15 protein-coding genes and 1 pseudogene are annotated in these 20,454 nt (G+C 74.3%); 2 read left to right on the top strand and 14 right to left on the bottom strand.

From position 1 onward, the window contains the following. Window positions 1-93 precede the first annotated feature (93 nt). The 12 genes from EV383_RS15775 to EV383_RS15720 form a co-directional block, all read right to left on the bottom strand. Complete coding sequence (locus EV383_RS15775) at window positions 94-996, bottom strand: PLP-dependent cysteine synthase family protein (protein WP_130290617.1); 903 nt, start codon at window positions 994-996, stop codon at window positions 94-96. After that, window positions 993-2,150 carry an aromatic ring-hydroxylating oxygenase subunit alpha gene (locus EV383_RS15770; RefSeq protein WP_130290616.1) on the bottom strand — a complete coding sequence of 386 codons (1,158 nt, stop codon included), beginning with the start codon at window positions 2,148-2,150 and terminating at the stop codon, window positions 993-995. The genes EV383_RS15775 and EV383_RS15770 overlap by 4 nt, the downstream gene beginning before the upstream one ends. Then, window positions 2,147-3,313: an N-methyl-L-tryptophan oxidase gene (solA, locus tag EV383_RS15765; RefSeq protein WP_130290615.1), complete on the bottom strand. Its 1,167-nt coding sequence runs from the start codon at window positions 3,311-3,313 to the stop codon at window positions 2,147-2,149. Before solA ends, EV383_RS15770 begins: the two co-directional genes overlap by 4 nt. Window positions 3,314-3,340: 27 nt before the next feature. After that, window positions 3,341-5,932 carry a GcvT family protein gene (locus EV383_RS15760; protein ID WP_130290614.1) on the bottom strand — a complete coding sequence of 864 codons (2,592 nt, stop codon included), beginning with the start codon at window positions 5,930-5,932 and terminating at the stop codon, window positions 3,341-3,343. A gap of 294 nt (window positions 5,933-6,226) precedes the next feature. Continuing rightward, the gene (locus EV383_RS15755) at window positions 6,227-7,102 is read right to left on the bottom strand and encodes a helix-turn-helix domain-containing protein (RefSeq protein ID WP_130290613.1); all 876 of its coding nucleotides are present in this window, start codon (window positions 7,100-7,102) and stop codon (window positions 6,227-6,229) included. Between the two features lie 149 nt (window positions 7,103-7,251). Further along, window positions 7,252-8,316, bottom strand: coding sequence for a ferrochelatase (locus EV383_RS15750; protein WP_130290612.1), 1,065 nt, complete (start codon window positions 8,314-8,316; stop codon window positions 7,252-7,254). 7 nt (window positions 8,317-8,323) lie between these two features. Then, entirely contained in the window at window positions 8,324-9,100 is a 777-nt protein-coding gene (gene fabI / locus EV383_RS15745) for an enoyl-ACP reductase FabI (RefSeq protein WP_130290611.1), read from the bottom strand. Window positions 9,101-9,137: 37 nt separating this feature from the next. Then, a complete protein-coding gene (gene fabG, locus EV383_RS15740; protein ID WP_130290610.1) occupies window positions 9,138-9,848 on the bottom strand; it encodes a 3-oxoacyl-ACP reductase FabG in 711 nt (236 codons plus the stop codon). A gap of 98 nt (window positions 9,849-9,946) precedes the next feature. Continuing rightward, window positions 9,947-11,212 (bottom strand): reverse transcriptase family protein, encoded by a 1,266-nt coding sequence (locus EV383_RS15735; protein WP_130290609.1) that lies wholly within the window; start codon window positions 11,210-11,212, stop codon window positions 9,947-9,949. Window positions 11,213-11,480: 268 nt separating this feature from the next. Continuing rightward, a complete protein-coding gene (locus tag EV383_RS15730) occupies window positions 11,481-12,470 on the bottom strand; it encodes a VWA domain-containing protein (protein ID WP_130290608.1) in 990 nt (329 codons plus the stop codon). Next, complete coding sequence (locus tag EV383_RS15725) at window positions 12,470-13,471, bottom strand: DUF58 domain-containing protein (RefSeq protein ID WP_130290607.1); 1,002 nt, start codon at window positions 13,469-13,471, stop codon at window positions 12,470-12,472. Before EV383_RS15725 ends, EV383_RS15730 begins: the two co-directional genes overlap by 1 nt. After that, on the bottom strand, window positions 13,468-14,571 hold the full coding sequence (locus EV383_RS15720; protein WP_130290606.1) for an AAA family ATPase: 1,104 nt from the start codon (window positions 14,569-14,571) through the stop codon (window positions 13,468-13,470). Before EV383_RS15720 ends, EV383_RS15725 begins: the two co-directional genes overlap by 4 nt. A gap of 279 nt (window positions 14,572-14,850) precedes the next feature. On the opposite strand from EV383_RS15720, the gene EV383_RS15715 reads away from it, so the two are divergent. Both EV383_RS15715 and EV383_RS15710 read left to right on the top strand, forming a co-directional pair. Continuing rightward, the gene (locus EV383_RS15715; RefSeq protein WP_130290605.1) at window positions 14,851-16,218 is read left to right on the top strand and encodes a DUF222 domain-containing protein; all 1,368 of its coding nucleotides are present in this window, start codon (window positions 14,851-14,853) and stop codon (window positions 16,216-16,218) included. A gap of 50 nt (window positions 16,219-16,268) precedes the next feature. Then, complete coding sequence (locus EV383_RS15710; RefSeq protein WP_130290604.1) at window positions 16,269-16,853, top strand: hypothetical protein; 585 nt, start codon at window positions 16,269-16,271, stop codon at window positions 16,851-16,853. A 183-nt stretch (window positions 16,854-17,036) separates the two neighbouring features. On the opposite strand, the gene EV383_RS15705 is transcribed toward EV383_RS15710, so the two are convergent. Both EV383_RS15705 and EV383_RS32215 read right to left on the bottom strand, forming a co-directional pair. Beyond that, window positions 17,037-19,418, bottom strand: a complete 2,382-nt coding sequence (locus EV383_RS15705; RefSeq protein WP_130290603.1) for an ABC transporter permease — start codon at window positions 19,416-19,418, stop codon at window positions 17,037-17,039. A gap of 179 nt (window positions 19,419-19,597) precedes the next feature. Continuing rightward, a pseudogene (locus tag EV383_RS32215) lies at window positions 19,598-20,407 on the bottom strand (ABC transporter ATP-binding protein); the annotation flags it as partial. Window positions 20,408-20,454: the final 47 nt, after the last annotated feature.

The following is a 20,454-nucleotide window of genomic DNA, read 5'->3' as shown; positions in this document are numbered from 1 at the left end:
CCGGCCCGGCACCGAGTTCGCACCTCTACCGGCGATCCGCACACCCTGCAGCAGGTGCGGATCGACGGCAGGGGTGCGGATCGGTGACCGGGGTCAGGCGGCGACCGCGGCGGGCTCGACGGCGGTGAAGTGGTCGGCGAGGTACTTCTCCCCCTCGTCGCTGCAGAACGTCACGATCGTCGAGCCGGGATGCGCGGCCAGCCACGCCCGGGCCGCGACCAGGTGCGCGCCGGAGCTGGGCCCGACGAACAGCCCGAACGACCGGGCCATCCGCCGCATCTCGGCGAGCGCGTCCTCGCTGGCCACCGACACGACGTCGTCGACGACGTGACGGTGCCGGGCGAGGATGCCAGGCACGAAGCCGTCGGCGATCCCTTCGATCCGGTGCTTGCCGATCTCCCCGCAGCGGATCGTGCAGGACTCGTGCGGTTCGAGGCCGATCACCGCGCAGCCCGGGTTGACCTCCCGGAACGCCCGGCCCACCCCGATCAGCGTGCCGCCGGTCCCGATCCCGCAGACCACGGCGTCCGGCGGCGACGGGAGCTGGCCCAGGATCTCCGGACCGAGCCAGGTCGCGTTCTCCTCGACGTTGTCCTCGCTGTCGAACTGCGACGGCGCGAACCAGCCCGGGCGCTCCCCCAGCCGCGCGGCGACGGCCAGGGCGTCGGTGACGTGGAAGTCCCCCACCTCGAGCACCTCGGCCCCGAACGCCCTGGATATCGCGGTCCGCTCCCGGCTCAGCCCGGTCGGCGTCACCACCACCATCCGGTACCCGCGCACCGCGGCGACCATGGCCATCGCGTTGCCGGTGTTGCCGGAGCTGGCCTCGACGATCGTGTCCCCGGGGTGCAGCAGCCCGCGCTCCTCGGCACGGCGGATCACGTGCAGCGCCATCCGCGCCTTCACCGAACCCGACGGGTTGAGGTGCTCCAGCTTCAGCCACACGCCGTCGACCTGCACCAACGGGGTGTCACCGATGTGATCGAGGATGCTCACGCCGCCCCCTCCGACGCCTCGGGCACCGCGACGATCTCGCCGAGCGAGGTCCGGACCCAGGTGTGGAACTCCTCGATGTGGTGCTCGGTCGGCACCAGCACGCCGCCGTCGCGGTAGACGCGCGAGCCCATCCCGGACTGGCAGCGCTCGCAGGCGTCGAAGTCCTGCCGGTTGACCCGGTCGAACAGCTCCACCGACCGCGAGATGTCGGTCCCGGCCGCGACGACGTCGGGGTGCACCAGCCAGTCGCACTCGATCACCGTGCGGTTCGCCGAGAGCGGGAACATCCGGTGCACGATCACGTGGTCGGGCACCAGGTTGAGGAACACCTGCGGCGCGACGGTGACGGCGAAGTAGCGGCGGTCCTGCTCGTCGTCGATGTCGGGCAGGCGACCGAGGCCGGCCGAGCCGTCGACGGTGAACCCCTCCACCGACGCGCCCATCTCCGCGCCGTGGCCCACGTAGTACTGCGCCGCCCAGCCCTTCGCGAACTCCGGCAGCACGCCGGTGAGCTCGGGGTGGATCGTCGCGCAGTGGTAGCACTCCATGAAGTTCTCGACGACGAGCTTCCAGTTCGCGGCCACGTCGTAGGTGATCCGCTTCCCCAGCGCCAGGGACCCGACGTCGTAGCGGTCGACGGCGGCGACGTCGCCGAGCCGCGAGGCGACCGACGCCATGACGGTGTCGGCGAACGAGGGCGGGTCGTCGGCGAGGCACACCCAGACGTAGCCGAGCCACTCCCGGACCGCGATCGTGCGCAGCCCGTACTCGGTGCGGTCGATGTCGCGCATCTGCGGCAGGTGCGGCGCGCCGGCGAGCTTGCCGTCGAGGTCGTAGGACCACGCGTGGTACGGGCAGCGGAACGTCCGCCCGACCGTGCCGGAGGACTCGGTGCACAGCCGCGCGCCGCGGTGGCGGCACACGTTGAAGAACGCGCGGACCTCCCCGGTCCGGGAGCGGGTGATCAGCACGCTCTCCCGCCCGACGGTGACGGTCCGGAACGAGCCGGCCTTCGGGAGGTCGACGGCGGCGACGGCGCAGAACCAGTTCGCCTCCAGGATGCGGGCGCACTCGGCGTCGAACGTCGCCGGGTCGGTGTAGGCGGTGCCGGGCAGGGTCGGGCGGAGGCTGGACGGCAGCGGTGTGGTGCTCATGCGACGTGCTCCCCGAAGTGCGTGGAGTGGGCGGGGGTGGATCGAGCGGAGAATCGAGCAGGGTCGAACAGGTCGATCGGGTGCGATGTGGAGCCCGCGGTGACGAGGTCGGCGACGATCTCCCCGACGACCGGGACGAACTTGAAGCCGTGCCCGGAGAACCCGCACGCCACCGTGACGGCCGGGTGCGCCGGGTGCGGCGCGATTACGAAGTGGTGGTCGGGGGTGCAGGTGTACATGCAGGTCTTGGCGCGCACGAACTCCGCCACCGCGCCCGGGACGTGCGGCGCCGCGAACGCCCGGATCTCCTCGACCTCGCCGGGGTGCACCGTGCGGTCGATGCTCGCCGGGTCGCAGACGTCGCCGCCGCGGAAGAACGCGACCTTGACGGTGCCGTCCCCGCCGAGCCCGAACCCGTAGAACTGGCGCCCGCCCGGGCCCTCCCAGATGTAGACCGGGTGCCCGGCGAACGCGGCCGGGTCCGACGGGGCGAACCAGAACTGCACGTACCGCTCGATCTGCATCGGGACGCCCAGGTCGGCCAGCAGGTCCGGGGCCCAGGCGCCCGGGGCGAGCACGAGCCGGTCGGCCTCGTGGGTCGCCCGTTCGGTCCGCACCCGCACCCCGGCATCGGTCGCCGTCCAGTCCAGGACGGTCTCGCCGTGGCGCAGGTCGGCGCCGTACCGGCCGGCGAGATCGAGGTGGGCGCGGACGCTCTCCTCCGGGTTCACCGATCCGGCACGTCGCTCGACCAGCGCGACGTCGGCGTCGGACGGGCGCAGCGTCGGGTACCGGGTATGGATCTGTCCGGCGTCGAGCAGCTCGTGCTCCAGGCCCCAGTACCGGGCGCTGGCCAGCGACCCGGAGATCGTGGGCCCGTCCGGCCGCCCGACCATCACCCCGCCGCTCCAGTCGACGAGGTGCCGGCCGGACTCCTCGGCGACGGCGTCCCACAGCTCTCCGGCGCGGCGCAGCAGCGGCACGTAGGCGGGGTCCTCGAAGTAGGCCTGCCGGGTGATCCGCGACCCGCCGTGGCTCGACCCCTGGTCGTGCGCCGGCGGGTGGCGGTCCAGGCCGAGCACCCGCAGCCCGCCCGCGGCGAGCCGGTGCGCCGAGGCGCTGCCCATGCCGCCGAGCCCGACGACGATGACGTCGTGTCCCATGTCGTTCCCTCTCCCCCGTCGGTCCGGCTACCGGGCCCGCATACGGGACATCGACGGGTCGTAGCGCGGGCCGTCGACGACCTCGGCCCCGAGCCGCTTGCCCAGGTACTCGACCTCGACCCGGGTCCCGGCCACCGCCTTGTCCGCCGGGAGCCACACGTGGGCGATCGACTCCCCCACCGTGTGCCCGACCGCGGCACTGGCGACGTACCCGAGAACCCCGCCCGTGCGCGGATATGGCTGCCCTGGCGACGATTTCCGCTCACGAGGGTCGAGGGGGTCACCGGTGGAGCCGTCGTCGAGCAGGTAGGGCCCGCGCCCGGAGCGGTGGGCGTCCGGGACGTCGTACACCGGCTCCTGTCCGAACAGGACGGCCTGCGGGCAGTCCAGGACGAGCGTGGCCAGCGACCGGGCGGGCGGCCCGGCGAGGCGTCGCTGGTGCAGCGCGGCGCGGCCGAGGAACGGGCCCTTGTCCATGCTCACCGCGAACCCGAGACCGGCCTCGTCGGGGTCGTACTCGGTGCTGATGTCGGTGCCCCAGGAGCGGTAGCCCTTCTCCATCCGCAGCGAGGAGAACGCGTGCCGCCCGGCGGCGACGAGGCCGTGCCGCGCCCCGGCGGCGTAGATCGTGTCCCACAAGGCTTCCCCGTGCTCGGCGGCGGTGGAGAGCTCCCAGCCGTACTCGCCCACGTAGGACACCCGCAGCCCGGTGACCGGCACGGCCCCGACGTGGAACTCGGCCGCCTTGAAGAACCCGAGGCGCTGCGCGGACTCCGGCACCAGGCCGTCGAGGATCTCCCGGACCTTCGGCCCCCAGAGACCCAGGCAGCAGGTCTCCTCGGTGACGTCGCGGATCGTCACCCCGGCACGGGCGTAGGACCGCAGCAGGCCGACGTCGAGACGGTTCGTGACCCCGAGCGCGAACCGCTCCGGGCCGAGCCGGGTGACCGTGAGGTCGGCGCGGATGCCGGCGGACTCGTCGAGCATCAGGGTGTAGGTGACGGTGCCGACGGGCCGGTCGAGCTGGTTGGTCGTCAGGCGCTGCAGGAACTCGAGTGCATGGGGCCCGGTGACCTCGACGCGGCGCAGCGGGGACAGGTCGTAGAGCCCGGCCGCACGCCGGGTGACCAGCGCCTCCGCGCCGGCGACCGGCGACCAGTTCCGGCCCGCCCACCCGGTGCGGCGGGTGGTCTCGCAGACCTCCGGCAGGGTCGCGTTCGCCTCGAACCACATCGGACGCTCCCACGCCGCGCCCTCGCCGAACACGGCGCGCAGCTCGACGTGCCGCGAGTGGAAGGGGCTGGTGCGCACCGGCCGCGCGACGGCCGGCGGGTCGTGCGGGTGCACGATGTCGTAGACCTCGTCGAAGGCCCGGCACGAGCGCGCCCGCACGGTCTCGGGCTCCAGCATCGCCGGGTCGAACCGGTCGAGGTGGGCGCACGAGAGGTCGATCGGCTCGCCGCCGACGGCCGGACGACCGGTCGTCATCCACTCCGCGACGGCCTCCGCGACCCCGGCCGAGTGGGTGATCCACACCGCCTCGGCTGACCAGAACCCGGCCAGGTCGGGGTGCTCACCGAGCAGCGGCATCCCGTCCGGGGTGAAGGAGAAGACGCCGTTGATCCCCTCCTCGACCTTGGTGTCGCCGAGTGCCGGCAGCAGCGCGAGCGCCGCGTCCCAGGACGGGTCGAAGTCCTCGGCGGTGAACGTGCGCTCCGAGGGCATGGTCGTGTTCGGGTCCTGGACGTCGAGCTCGAGGGGGTCCATCGGCATCGCGCGGTGGCCGTAGGCGCCGATCCCGATCCGGTCGCCGTGCTCGCGGAAGTACAGGTCCGCGTCCTGGTGACGCAGGATCGGCAGCGACGCGTCGGCCCGCCCGACCAGGGAACCCAACGCGTGCACCGCGTCCAGCGCGGCGACCGGCGAGGTGATCGCGTACTGGTGCGCCATCGGGACCAACGGGATCGTGACCCCGGCCAGACCGCCGACCAGCGGGCCCCACATCCCCGCGCAGGAGACGACCATGTCGGCGTCGAACCGTTCGCCGGCCGAGGTGCACACCGCGCGGACCCGCCCGCCGGAACGCTCGATCGCGGTGACGCGGCGGTGCCCGAGGAACTCCGCGCCGCGGGAGATCGCGGCGCGGGCCTGGGCCTCGGCGGCCGCGACCGGCGACGCGAGCCCGTCGCCGGGGATGTGCAGTCCACCCAGGATGGTCGACGGGTCGATGAGTGGGTGGAGCGTCGCGCACTCGTCCGCGTCGATCATGCGGGACGCGATGCCGGACGCGGCGGCCCAGCCATGACGTCGGTGCAGGTCGGTGAGGCGCTCCGGGGTGGCCGCGACCTCGATCCCGCCGACGGGGCGGAAGCAGCGGGCACCGTCGAGTGTGGTCTGCGAGTACTTGGTGACGGTGGCGTCGGCGAGGCGGGTCATCGTGCGGTTCCCGGTCGTCCGGAACACCAGGCCGGGTGCGTGCGAGGTGGAGCCGCCGGTGGTGAAGAGCGGTCCCTGGTCGAGGACGGTGACGTGGGTGCGTCCGCGCCGGGTGAGCTCGTCGGCGAGGGCGCATCCGACGATGCCGGCTCCGACGATGACGATGCGGGGCTGTGTGGCCATGGCGGCTCTCCTGCGTACGTGTCACCCAGGCCAGACGACCCGCCGCGAGGGGCGGGTGCGACACACGGGAGAGGGCCGGGCCGTTGATGGAGCCAGCGGCGTGTGTTGCTCTATGGGCAACGATGTTCTTCTGTACGCAACACCATGAAGGCCATCCGGAACGCCTGTCAAGGGTCTCTTTTCCGACCCTGTGACGCGAAGATCTGCAGGTCATCTGCCTGAAACACAGAGGACGGTCAACGTCGGCGATGACCACTGCACAACACCGTTGCGTCGACCGCAACGCTGCAGCGCTCAGCTCTGCTCGGCGATCTCCTGGTGCCGTGCGCGGGCGTACGCCGCCGGTGTCTCCCCGAGAGCGGACCGGAAGTCGCGGACCAGATGGGCCTGGTCGGCGAACCCCAGCTCGCGGGCGACCTCGGCCCACGAGACCGTCTCTCCTGCGCGGACGCGCTCGGCCGCGTCGAGCAGGCGATAGCGGCGCAGCACCCACGTCGGGGACACCCCGGCGTGCTCGCGGAAGAGCCGCTGCAACGACCGCACCCCGATCCCGGCCGCCTCGGCGAGCTGCTCGACGCGGCGCAGGCCGCGGTCGGTCTCGGCCAGGCGTGCGACACCGGTGACGTCGCGGGCGGCGGCGACCCGGTCTGGGTCGGCGCGCTCCAGGACGCCGGTGAGCGCGGCGGCGAGGACCTCGACCCGGCGCGGCTCGTCGTCGACCGACGTGGCCCGCCCCACCAGGTCCGGCCCGTCCAGGCCGAGCGCATCGACCCCGACGATGCGGTCGGTCACGTCCTGCGCGGGGACGGCGAGGAACGCGCCGATCCCACCCGGGGCCATCCGCGCCCCGACCGTCCAGCCGGAGCGTCGCAGCACCCGGCTCGACAGGTCACGGGTGACGCCGTGGACGCCGGCCACGATCGTCTCCGGATCGTCCTCGGCGCTGCCGACGGTGACGTTGACGCTCGGGTGGGTCAGCACGGCCTGGGTGTGCTCGACGCCGTCGGGCAACGCCCAGCACACCGCCCAGAACTGCCCGACCAGCCCGTCGAGCTCACCGCGCGCCGGGTAGCGGTTCAGCGACGCGGTGCGGGACAACCGGACCGGCCCCACGATGCCTCGGGTGTCGGGTGGGAGCGGGTGTACGCCGGGCCGCGAGGGACGCGTCATGACCCCCACCTCCCGATCCGGCAGCAACGGTGCACCACTCGACCGGTCAGCCGTAGGCGACCGGGATCGAGCGACGCATCATCGTGGCGAGGCGGGACATCGGGTGCAACAGCGCGTCCCCGGTGTGTCGCGCCGGTGCGGCGGTGGACTCAGCGCTGCGGGCGGCGGACCGGGACGCAGCAGTCGACGGCGCACGGTGCGCCGTTGGCCGTGCACCCGGCCGAGGGGATCGAGCTCAGGCGCCGCGCCGGGATGCCGGCGACGTGCTCGCCCACCAGCTCGATCACCATGTCGGCGAAGCGCGGGTCCGGCCCGGCGGTGGTCGCCCGTGCGAGCCCCATGCCCAGCTCGGTGGCGTGCTCGAGTGCCTCGTTGTCGAGGTCCCACACCACCTCGACGTGGTCGGAGACGAACCCGACGGGCGCGATCACCACGGCCGGGACGCCCTTGGCGTGCACCGTGTCGAGGTGGTCGACGATGTCCGGCTCCAGCCACGGCACCTGCGGCGGGCCGGAGCGCGACTGCCAGACGACGTCGAAGTCGTCCACCCCCACCTCGGCCGCGACCAGCGCCGCGGCCTCGGCGACCTGACGGGAGTAGCGGTGCCCGCCCTCCTCCGGCCGTCCGGCGGCCTCGTCGGCCGAGGTCGGGATGGAGTGCGCGGTGAAGACCAGGCGGGCGCCCTCGCGCTGGGACTCCGGCAGCCGGGCCCAGGCCGCGCGCACGGCGTCGGCGTTGGCGGCGACGAACTCCGGGTGGTCGAAGAAGTGCCTCAGCTTCACCAGCTCCGGCGCCGTGTCCCCCACCGATTCACGGGCCCGGGCGATGTCGTCGTGGTACTGACGGCAGGCCGAGTAGCCGCCGTAGGCGCTGGTGGCGAACACCAGCGCGCGCCGGACGCCGTCGCGCGTCATCTCGGCGACGGTGTCCTCGGCGTAGGGCGCCCAGTTCCGGTTGCCGAAGTACACCGGCAGCTCGGTGCGCGCCGAGATCGCCGCGATCAGCTCGCGGTTGCGGGCGTTGATCGGCGAGACGCCGCCGAAGTGCTGGTAGTGCTCCTCGACGGCGTCGAGACGCTCGGGCGGCACCCCGCGTCCGCGCACCACGTTCTCCAGGAACGGGCGGACCTCCTCCGGGGCCTCGGGGCCGCCGAAGGAGAGCAGCAGGATCGCGTCGTACGGAGCGGAGTCAGTGGCAGGAGCGGTGTCGGGCACCCCCCGATTACACACCCACCGCGTGCACGCCGCCGTCCGCCATGACCATCGAGCCCGTCGTGGTGGGCAACCAGTCCGACAGGACCGCGCAGACGGTCTTGGCGACCGGCACCGGGTCGTTCATGTCCCAGCCCAGCGGAGCGCGCTTCCCCCAGACGTCCTCGAACGCGGAGAAGCCCGGGATCGACTTCGCGGCCATCGTCTTCACGGGCCCCGCGGCGACCAGGTTGACCCGGATCCCGTCCGGGCCGAGGTCGCGGGCCAGGTACCGGGTGACCGACTCCAGCGCGGACTTCGCGACGCCCATCCAGTCGTAGGCGGGCCAGGCCTGCCGGTTGTCGAAGTCCATCCCGACGATCGAGCTGCCCGGGCCGAGCAGCGGCTTGCACGCCATGGCGAGGGACTTCAGCGAGAACGCACTGACCTCGATCGCGGTGGAGACGTCGGCCCACTCGGCTTTGAGGAACGCACCCTCGCCGAGCGCTCCGGCCGGCGCGAACGCGATCGAGTGCAGTACCCCGTCCAGGCGCGGCTCGTCGCCCAGGTGCGGGGTGACCCGCTCGACCAGCGAGTCCAGCTGTGACTGGTCCTGCACGTCGAGCTCGACGACCGGGGCCGGCTTCGGCAGTCGCTGGGCGATCCGCTCGACCAGGCGCATCCGGCCGAACCCGGTCAGCACGACCTCGGCCCCCTGCTCCTGAGCGATCTTCGCGGCGTGGAAGGCCAGCGAGGCGTCCGTGATCACGCCGGTGATCAGCAGGCGCTTGCCGTCGAGCAGTCCCATGTCGTCCCTTCGGTGGTGGTGGAGCGGGTGTGAGCGGCTAGTGGCCCATGCCGAGGCCGCCGTCGACCGGGATCACCGCGCCGGTCACGTAGCCGGCGCCGGGTGAGCCGAGCCAGGTCACCACGGACGCCACCTCGGTGACGTCGGCGTAGCGGGCCAGCGGGATCGTGCCGAGGATCTCGTCGCGGCGCTTGTCGCCGAGCGCGCGGGTCATGTCGGTGTCGACGAAGCCGGGTGCGACGACGTTGGCGGTGATGCCGCGACTGCCCAGCTCGCGGGCGACCGACCGGGTCAGCCCGACCAGCCCGGACTTCGAGGCCGCGTAGTTGACCTGACCGGCCGAACCGGACAGCCCGACCACCGACGACACGAAGATCATCCGACCGCCCTTGGCCTTGAGCATCCCGCGCGAGGCGCGCTTGGCGACCCGGTAGGCGGCGGTCAGGTTGGCGTCGACGACGGAGGTGAACGAGTCCTCGCTCATCCGCATCAGCAGGCCGTCGTCGGTGATGCCGGCGTTGGACACCAGCACCTCGATCGGTCCGTGCGCGGTCTCGGCCTCGGTGAAGGCGGCATCGATCGAGGCCGTGTCGGTCACGTCGCAGTGCACCGGCAGCAGGGTGTCGGGCAGTCCGTCCTTTCCGGAGCGGTAGGTCACCGCCACCTGATCCCCCTGCTCGGCGAACGCGTTCGCGATCGCGAGTCCGATTCCGCGGTTTCCTCCGGTCACCAGCACGCTGCGTCCCACGCCGGAGAACCTAACGCACCGGCCCCGCCCGGGTCGTCCGAGCGCGACGGGCCGCACATTCTCCCGCGTCCCCGGCTCCCGCGTCTCCTTGCGGTGGATCAGCTCCGGTCCTGGCCGAAGTCGATGCGGGCGAACAGCGCGGCGAGCCGGTCCCGCCGCGCCGGTCGCCCGGTGCCCGCCCACGCGATCCGCCCGAGCAGGTACTCGCGGAACGCCGGGTGCCCCGCGGTGTTCTGGGCGTCCGGCCCGGTGCGGGCGCAGTTGTGCAGCAGGGCGCGCAGGTCGTCGTAGTCGCGCCGCGACACCGCGGGGCCGGCGTTGACGACCAGGCCGGTCACCCGCTGACGGTGGTGCGCGGGCATGACCCGCGTCTTGTCCGGCCGGACGTCGAACCCCTCGTCGGCCGCGATCTCCCCGGCCCGGCGCAGCAGCCCGTGCACCGGCAGGTCCGCCTCCCCGGAGAACACGAGGTCGTCGGCGTAGCGGGCGTACCGGGCGCCGACGGCGCCGGCGAGCCCGTCCAGGCGCCGGTCCAGGCCGTGGGCCAGGACGTTCGCGACGGCCGGTGAGGTCGGGGCGCCCTGCGGCAGGTGCGGCAGCGCGAGCCGGTCGATCAGGCGGCGGCGGGCCTCCCCGGGCGCTCCGGGGGCGCGTCGCAGGACCGCCCGCGGGGTGCTCGTGACCAGCATGCCGGCCAGGACGGCGGCCACCGCCGCGGGATAGCCGGCCGTCCGCAGGAGCCCGGCGATCCGGGCCGGACCGATGCGGGAGAAGAAGCCCTCGACGTCGACGCGCAGCACCATCGCCGCTCCGGCGTGCACGGCCGCGAACGTCGCCGGCGAGCGGCCGCGGACGTAGCCGTGCGCGGCCGGGTGCACGGGGATCCGCATCAGCACCCGGCGTCCGATCCGCCGCTGCAGCTCCGCGATCCGGGGCGCCGGGGTCTCCAGCAGCCGCGGCGCTCCGGACGGCGACACCCTCCAGGTCCCGCGGTAGTGGTGCAGCGGCCCCTCCGGCGCACGTCGCAGCCAACCGCCGGGGTCGGCGAACCACTCGGTCTCGCCGTCGCGCAGGTCCAGACCGCGGCTCAGCGCGTCCACCGACTCCCATTCCGCGACGCCCCAGCGCCACGACGGCTGCGGCTCGGCAGGGACCAGCCGGCGGCGCACCGCCAGCAGCACCGCGATCTCCTCGACGAGGTCGGCGTGCGTACCGCGCGGGGCCTGCGGCCAGCGTTCGACGAGGCGCTCCGCCGCACCGGCCGCCCGCTCCCCTATCCGGTCCGCCAGCGCGGCGGCCAGCGGCGCGACCTCCCAGCGGACACCGAGGACGTCACGCAGGACGCCCTCGGCCTCCTCGGTCACGACCCGCCCCCGCCGGTAGGAGCGCCCCGTCCCGCGGCACAGCGTCTCGCGGTGGAGGGGGTGGCGATGCGGCGGCGCACGACCGACCCGTGTTCCCGTCCGCCGCGCGCCGCAGTTCCCTCCGGCGAGGGCGACGCGCGCGGGACGCCATGCCGTGCGGAGAAGGTGCACCCCGGGGTTGCCCCGGAGCCGCGATCGCCGCCCGGGCCGACCCGGCCCGGGCCGCGGTTCGCCCACTCGCCCGAGCGCCGCCGCATCGCCGTCCAGCCTAGGGCAGGCGGCGGCCCAGCAGGATCCCGGCGCCGAGACCCAGCACGAGCAGCAGCACTCCGCCGACCAGCCAGGGCTTGCTCGCGTCGACCTCGCGTTCCTCGTAGCCGAGCTGCTCGGACAGGTCCGCGTAGACCTGTTTGAGCTCGTCCTCGGTGGCGGCGGTGAAGAACTGACCGCCGGAGATCTGCGCGATCCGCTCCATCGCGGCGTCGTCCACGGCGACCGGGGTGCGGCTGCCGTCGAGGTCGATCGTGCCGTAGCTGGTGCCGAACGAGATCGTGGAGACCGGGATCTGGCGTCCGGCGGAGTCCTTGGCCGCGGTGAACGACCCGCGCGGCTCGTTCTCGCCGTCCGGGCCGGGCACGGTCTGGGTGCCGTCGGAGAGCAGCACGATCCGGGCCGGCGGCGGTGCGCCCGTCTCGTCCGGGGCGCCGCCGATGGAGCGGGAGAACGAGTCGATCGACTGCAGCGAGGTGAAGATCGCCTCCCCGGTGGCGGTGGACTCGGCCAGCTGCAGCCCGTCGACGGCACGCTTGACGGTGCCCCGGTCGGTGGTGGGCGAGACCAGCACGGCCGCGGTCCCGGCGAAGGAGACCAGGCCGAGGTTCACCCCCGGCGTCAGCTGGTCGGCGAACTGTTTCGCCGCGGCCTGGGCGGCGGCGAGACGGGTCGGGGCGACGTCGGTGGCCTTCATCGACAGCGACACGTCGATGATCAGCATGACGGTGGCCCGGTTGCGCGGGACCTTCGCCGTCGCCTGCGGCCCGGCCAGGGCGACGGTCAGCACGGCCAGCGCGAGGATCATCGCCACCGCGGGGACGTGCCGCACCCAGCCCGGGCGCCGCGGCGCGACGGTCTCGAGCAGCTCCAGGTTGGTGAACCGCACGACGTCGCGACGGCGGCGGCGCAGCAGCACCACGTACCCGGCGGCGAGGGCGGCGACGACGAGCAGGCCGAGCAGCCACCAGGGGCTCGCGAACCTCATCAGCGCCCCCCGGGAGCACGGGTCGGCTGGGCGTGCTTGCGCGCCACGGCGAACCGGACGATGTCGGCGACCCAGTCCGAGTCGGTGCGCAGGGTCAGCTGGGCGCACCCGCAGCGCCGCAGCGCCGCCGCCACCCGGTCGCGGTGCGCCGAGGCGGCCGCGGCGAACTCGCGGCGCAGCAGCGGGGTGGTGTCGACCTCGCGCTGGCGTCCGGTCTCGGGGTCGGCGAGCACCACCGTCCCGACGTCGGGCAGCTCCAGCTCGCGCGGGTCGACGATCTCGATCGCGAGCAGCTCGTGGCGCCCGGACAGGGCCCGCAGGGAGCGCTCCCACACCGGCTCGCCGAGGAAGTCGGAGATCACCGCGACCAGGCCGCGACGCCGCGGCGGGCGGCGCAGCTGGTCCAGCGCGCCGGTCAGGTCACCGCGGGTGCCCTCCTCGGCCCTCGGGGTGTCCGCGACCCGGCGGACCAGGCCCCGGGCGTGCGCCACCCCGGAGCGCGCGGGGAGCCGCAGCGTCGTCGCGCCGGTGGTGACGACGGCGCCGATCCGGTTCCCGCCGCCGCTGGTCAGGTGCGCGACGGCGGTCAGCGCGGCCAGGGCGAGCTGGCGCTTCTCCAGGTCGGCGGTGCCGAAGTCGAGGCTCGGCGAGAGGTCGAGCGCGGCCCACGTCTCGAGCTCGCGGTCGGCGATCGTCTCCCGCACGTGCGGCGACGTGGTGCGGGCGGTGACCGCCCAGTCCATGCGGCGGACGTCGTCACCGGCCTGGTACGGGCGCGCGTCGCCGGGCTCGGAGCCGGGCCCGGGCAGCAGGCCGACGTGGTTGCCCTGCAACAGGCCGTCGAGACGGTGCCGGACGGTCAGCTCCAGGGCGCGCAGGCTCGCCTCGAGACGCTCCGGGCTCGCGGTCCGGCCCGTCGCTGCGGCACCCGCCGCCGGGCTCGCCGTCGCGGGGGGCTCGCTCGCGTCCTGCTCGACCCCGGGCTCGGGGCCGGTCGTCACGCCGGGCCACCTGCCGACGGTGCCGCCGGGTACCCCGCGGCCGTCGGGACCGGCGTCGCGGCCGCACCGGGACGGGCGCTGACCTGCGGCAACGGCACCGTCTGCAGCACCCGGGAGACGAGGTGGTCGACCGGGACCTGGTCGGCGACGGCGTCGTAGGACAGCACCAGACGGTGCCGCAGCACGTCCGGCGCGACCTCCAGCACGTCCTGGGGCAGTACGTAGTCCCGCCCACGGACCAGCGCCAGCGCGCGGGCGGCGGCCACGATGCCGAGCGATGCACGCGGCGAGGCACCGTAGGCGATCCAGCTCGCGACGTCGGTCAGGCCGTGCTCGGCCGGGGTGCGGGTCGCGACGACGAGCCGGACCACGTAGTCGACGAGTGCGTGGTGCACGAAGACCTTCTCGGCCGTGCGCTGCAGCCGGACCAGGTCGGTCGGCTCGAGCACACGCTGGGCCACCGGGGGCTGCGCGCCCATCCGGTAGATGATCTCGCGCTCCTCCTCGACGCCCGGGTACTCGATCAGGAGCTTGAACAGGAAGCGGTCGCGCTGGGCCTCCGGGAGCGGGTAGACGCCCTCGTTCTCGATCGGGTTCTGGGTGGCGAGCACGAGGAACGGGTCGGGCATCGGGAACGTCTTGCCGCCCAGGGACAGCTTGCGCTCGGCCATCACCTCGAGCATCGCCGACTGCACCTTCGCCGGCGCACGGTTGATCTCGTCGGCGAGCACGAAGTTGGCGACGACGGGGCCGAGCTCGATGTCGAACTCCTCGCGGCCCTGGCGGTAGATCCGGGTGCCGAGGATGTCGGCGGGGACCAGGTCCGGGGTGAACTGCAGGCGGGAGAACGTCCCGCCGACGACGGTCGCGATCGTCTCCACGGCAAGCGTCTTGGCGACGCCGGGCACACCCTCCAGGAGCAGGTGGCCGCGGGCCAGCAACCCGACCAGCATCCGCTCCACCAGCCGGTCCTGGCCGACGATCACGCGCTTCACCTCGAACACCGCGCGTTCGAGCTGCTCGGCGTCGTGCGCGGGGGTGGCGGTGCCCGTTCCGTTGCTGGTCCCGGCCTCGGATCCGGACGAGGGTTGCGTGCTCACCGTGTCATTTCACCGTGCACACCGTGTGAGCCCGGTGAAGGGGTCCCCGATCCCCTGCCCCGTCCCCGTTCGTGGTGCCGCCCGGGCGGGTCGGGGCCCCGGCCGGCCTGACTCTGCCGGTTGTCGAGCAGGTAGCCCTCGCCGTCGGCCATGCCGTGATCCTGGCCTGCCCCACTGTGCTCGTCGGCCTCGCGGGCGGGCCGGTGGATCCGGCCGGAGCTGAGAGATTCTCAGCGAATCGCCTGGATCGGCGCAGCTCAACGCGATAGAAACGAACGCATGTTCCCCAGGTCGACCGCCTTCACGGACACCGGGCCGCGCCCGACCCGTGGCCGGTCGATGTGGGTCGAGGTCGCCGACGGCGTGTGGGCGCCGCACCCGGTGATCGGCGAGGCGGAGCTGCCCGATCCCGCCGAGCACCGCCGCCTGACCGACACCCGTCCCGGCGCCGGGCTGGCCGAGGGGATCGAACACGCCCTGCTCGACCTCGACGGGCTCAACGACGCCGAGGTCGTCGACGCGATCACCGGCGCCGAGCACCTCGCCCGCTGGGCCGCCGGGGTGCAGGCGCAGCTGGTGGCCGAGTTCGCCCACCGCCGCCCCGGCGACGAACCCACCCTGGTCTGCACCGACACCGTGCTCACCGGATCCCGCTGGGCCCCCGACGAGCTCGGCCTGGCCCTGGAACAGACCCGCTTCGACGCCACCACCCGCCTGGCCCGCTCGCTGCGCCTGACCCACGTGCTGCCCGACACCCTCGCCGCGCTCACCGCCGGGGCGATCGACGAACGCCGCGCCGTCGCGATCTGCGACACCACCGCCCTGCTCCCCGCCGCCAAGGCCCGCGCGGTCGAGGCGATCGTGCTGCCCGCCGCCCCGGGACGGACCCTGCGCCAGCTCCGCGACCGGCTCCGCCGCGCGGTGCACCGCGTCGACCCCGACGGGGAGTACCGCCGCCACCAGGCCGCCCACGACGACCGCCGGGTCACCATCTCCTCCCGCGACGAGGGGATGGCCTCGATCTGGCTGTGCGCGTCGAGCCCCGACGCCGAAGCCGCGTTCGCGATGATCACCCGGCTCGCCGAGGCCGTGGGCGCCGACGGCCGCACCCTCGACCAGCGCCGCTCCGACATCGGCATCCAGCTCTGGCAGGGTCGCCTGACCCTGACCGAACTCGACGACGTCAGCACCGCGATCTCCGCCAGAACCGGCACCGCGCCACACGAGACGACGACAGACACCGACCGCACGAACGTGCCCGACACCGGTGCAGAAGCCGCCGCCGCCGAGGCCTCCGCTTCGGGGAACGGCACCGAAACGGGCACGTCGACCGCCGCCGGATCGAATGTGTCCACGACCGCGGCCTCAGCGACCTCCGCGACCTCCGGAACCCAGCCCGGGGCCCTCGCGGGGACCGGTGCGTACACAGGGACCAAGACCGACGTCGCGACGAAGGCCGACACAGCGGACCTGACGGACCTGACCATGGTGATCGACGACGGCACCACTTCGACCGACACCACCTCGACCGGCGACGCAGGCAGGGACCCGAACTCGGAGACACCCGGGGACATCAGGACCGGATCCGGTCCCCCAGGCGCCGCCGGCGCCGACCACGCGAACAGACTCCGACCGAGCAGAACCTGATCGACGCCGTCGCGGCGGTACTGGCCCGGCGACCACAGGTCCACGAGACCGTGCGCAAACCGTTGATCCAGGTCGTCGTCGGCCTCGACACCCTCACCGGGACATCCCAGCGCCCCGCCGAACTGCTCGGGCACGGCCCCATCGACGCCGACACCGCCCGCACCCTCGCCGCCGACGCACTCTGGAAACGCCTCACCACCGACCCGCTCTCCGGGACCCTGCTCGACCACGGCCGCACCACCTACCGCCCACCCACCCCACTGGCCGACCACGTCACCGGCCGCGACCAGTACTGCCGCTTCCCCACCTGCACCCGACGCGTCCTCGAACTCGACCACCACGAACGCTTCCACGGCCCCGACAACGGCCACACCTCCGACACCAACCTCAACGGCTACTGCCGCACCCACCACCTGCTCAAGGAACACCAGGACTGGCACGTCCTCGCCCACCCCGACGGACGCCTGACCTGGATCACCCCCACCGGGGCGCGCCACGTCAGCGAGCCCTACGACTACCGCCCCTTCACCGACCCGCTCCCCGACCTCGACGCCCCACAGGAGATCCCGAGCGCCGACGTCGAGACCGGCGACGGCCCGGACACCACCGAGGACGACGACCCACCGCCCTTCTGATCACCGCTCCGCTCGGACTGCGGCCTGTCGTCGGCATCGCGATCTCCTGAACCCGCGGGATGAGTTCGGCTGCCCGGTCGCCGCCGAGGACCACCGTGCGCAGGAGGGGCGGTTCGCCCGGTGCCTACGGTCAGTCGCTGCTTGGCGGACGAGCGGGGCTCGCCCAGCAGAGACGCGTCCGGGTCAGACGGCACGGGTCGTCCTGCATGTGACGACGAAGGTGGAGACCAGAGCGAGCCCGAGGCAGCCGAGGGCCGTCGCGGACAGGGTGGTGGGGTCCAGTTGCAGGGTCACCCGCGTGCCGGTCGCCTCGGACAGTCCCGACGCGACCCCGACCAGGGGCGGGATCGTCACGAGCAGGCCCAGGAGGATCCCGACCACGACGACCGCACCCGTCTCGGCGAGAGCGATCCGGACCAGCTGAGCCCGGGTCGCCCCCGCGGTCCGTAGGACGGCGAGGTCCCGCCGACGGCCGTGCGCGGCCGTCGCGGTGCCGTTGGCGACGGCGAGACCGCTGTAGCCGACCGACATCGCCACGAGCAGCGCGACCAGGCCGTCGGTCAGCCGGGCGTCGGTCTCGTAGTCGGCGAGGGCGTAGCTCTGCGCGTCCCGGACGGTGGCGCCCGGCCCGACGGCGGCCGGAGCCCGGTCGCTCGGGACGAAGACGGCGTCGGTCAGCGCGGACGGGTCGTGGGAACGGACGGTGTCCCGGGCGACCGCCAGGTCGCCGCGCGTCGGGTCCACCGGGAGCACGGCCCTGACCTGCAGCGACGCAGTCTCCCCGTCGACGAACCGGACCGGGAGCGTCGACCCGGCGCGTGCGCCGAGGGCCGCGGCCATCGGCTCGCTGAGCACCGCCTCCCCCGGCGCGACGAGCGCGCGGTCGAGCGTTCCGATCGCGTCGACGACCGTCGTGTCGGACGGGGCGCCGGATCCGGGCACGAACACCTGCGTGGGCAGCGGGGCCCGGGTTCCGGGCGGGGCGCCGACCTCGCGCAGGACGTCGTCGCCGAGCCCGGGCGCACCGTCGGCGTCGATCAGGGTCTGCCCGGCCAGCTGACGGGTCTGCTCGGCCGGGTAGGCGACCGCCATCGTGTCGACCATGCCCGTCAGCAGCACCGCGGCCCCGACGGCGGCGATCACCGGCGCCGCGGTGGCCGCGCTGCGCCGCCCCGCGGCCCGGACCTCGGCACGCACCAGCATCGGCACCGCGGAGGCGAACCCCCTGCCGAACGCCCGGACACCCACCAGCGGACCGATCACCAGTGGCGCGAACGCCGTCGCGGCGACCACCAGCGCCGCCCCCGCCCCGAGACCGAGGCCAACCCGGGCGTCGCTCCCCGTCAGCGCGGCGGCCACGACCAGCACCACCCCGACGCCGAGCGCCGCGGCGGCGCCGATCAGCCGGCCGCGCGTCATCGGCCGGTGCTCGGCAGTCGCGTCACGCAGCGCATCCGACGGCAGTGTCCGCGCCGCCGTCCGGCTCGCGCCCCACGCCCCCGCGACCGACACCGCGACGCCGAGCACCACCGCCACGACCAGGGGACCGGGCGTGATCCGCAGGGCCAGGCCGGTCGGCGCCGCGCCCAACCCCTCCAGGACCTCGACCAGGACCGGCGCCAGCGCGCACGCGGCGACGGCCCCGACGACGCCCCCGGCGAGGCCGATCCCGGCCGCCTCCCCCAGCACCATCCGGCGCACCCGGCGCGGCTCTGCGCCGATCGCCCGGAGCAGCCCGAGCTCGCGACGACGTCCGGCGATCCCCAGCGTAAGCGTCGTCGCCACCACGAACACCGTGGTGAACACCGCGACCAGCGCCATCGCCGCGATCACCTGCGTCCCGAGGAACCGCTGGTGGGCGACCCATCCCGGTTCGACGACGGCACGCTGCGACCCGATCAGCAGCGAGCCGCGGCCCTCGACCACCGCGGACGTCCCCCTCGTGACGTCCGCGCCGGGAGCGGCCAGGATCCCGATCGCCCGCACGCCGGGCTCGCGGACGCGCGCCTCGGCGTCGGAGACGTAGAGGCCGGGACCGTCGACGGTGCCGGTCACCCGGTAGGTCTGCGGCCCGGTCGCCAGGTGGACCGTCAGCGGCGCCCCGACGTCCACGCCCAGGGCACTGTCGACCACGACCTCGCCGGGCGCACGCGGCCCGGCACCGTCGACGAGCCGGTACGGGCCGAGCGCCAGGCTCGACCAGCCGTGGCCGGCCTCGTCATCGTCCGGGTCGCCGGCGGGCCGCCCGTCCGGGAACGCCTGGGCGTAGAACGACCGGTCCGGCACGGCCGCGGCCACCCCCGGGACCGCGGCGAGGTCCCGCACCAGGGCGTCGGCCTCCGTCGGCGACCACGGGACGGAGCCGCCCGGATAGAAGCTGCGGTTCGTCCCCGCCTCCGGCGCCACCGCCAGGACGGCGGTCGACCGTAGGCGCGGCTGCACGTCGGGCTGCGCGGAGTCCTGCACGAGCAGGGTCGCCCCGACCAGTCCCGTCCCCACGACGACGGCGAGGAACGTCGCGACGAAGCTCGGCCACCGCTCCCTCAGGTTCGCCCACGCGATCATCGCCCCGCCTCCGGCTGCCCCGCCCCGCCCTGCGCCGCCGCGCCCTGCGCCGCCGCGCCCCGGACCCTCCCGGCCTGCGCCGCCCCGCCCCGGACCGTCCCGGCCTGCGCCGCCCCGCCCCGGGCCGTTCCGCACCGGGCCGGTTCGGATCGCGCCGTCTCCGACCGGGCCACGGCGGCCGCGATCCGGGCCGGGGTGTCGCTGTGGCCGGGCTCGTTGCGGATCCGGTCGGCGACGCGGCCGTCGGCCAGGACCACCACCTCGTCCGCGTACGCGGCGGCGACCGGGTCGTGGGTCACCATCAGCGTCGTCTGCCCCCACCGATCGACCAGCCGGCGGAGCAGCGCCAGCACCTCGTGCGAGGTGCGGGTGTCGAGCGCCCCCGTCGGCTCGTCGGCGAAGAGCACCTCGGGCCTCCCGAGCAGAGCCCGCGCGATCGCGACCCGCTGCTGCTGGCCCCCGGACATCTCCGACGGCCGGTGCCGGGCCCGGTCGGCGAGCCCGACCTGCGCGAGCGCGGCGTCGACGTCGGCGGCCGGCACCCGGCGGCGGCCCAGCCGCGCCGGCAGCTCCACGTTCTGCGCGGCGGTGAGCGAGGTGACGAGGTTGAGCTCCTGGAACACGAACCCGACGCGGTCGCGGCGCAGGACCGTGCGCGCCGTCTCCGACAGGGCCCCGACGTCGGTCCCGCCGAGCAGGACGTGGCCGCCGGTCGGCGCGTCCAGCCCGGCGGCGCACTGCAGCAGCGTGGACTTGCCGGAACCGGACGGCCCCATGACCGCGGTGAACGTGCCGTGGCCGAACCCGATCGACACGCCGTCCAGTGCCGTGACGGCCCGGTCACCGCCGCCGTGGACCTTGCGCAGCCCGCGGAGCTCGACCGCCCACGGCCCGCCCGCACCGGCCGTCCTCGATACCGCGCGATCCGGAAGAGGTGGCGGGTCCTGCGTCGCGACCGCGCCCGGGGACACGGCCGCGTCCGGAGGCATGCAGGGCGCCGGAGGTGTGCAGGGCTCCGGGGACACGGGGGGAAGGG

This window comes from Pseudonocardia sediminis (assembly GCF_004217185.1).
In the GTDB taxonomy this organism is placed as follows: domain Bacteria; phylum Actinomycetota; class Actinomycetes; order Mycobacteriales; family Pseudonocardiaceae; genus Pseudonocardia; species Pseudonocardia sediminis.
Note: the sequence above shows the minus strand (reverse complement) of the source record. Positions and strands in the feature narration are given on the sequence as shown.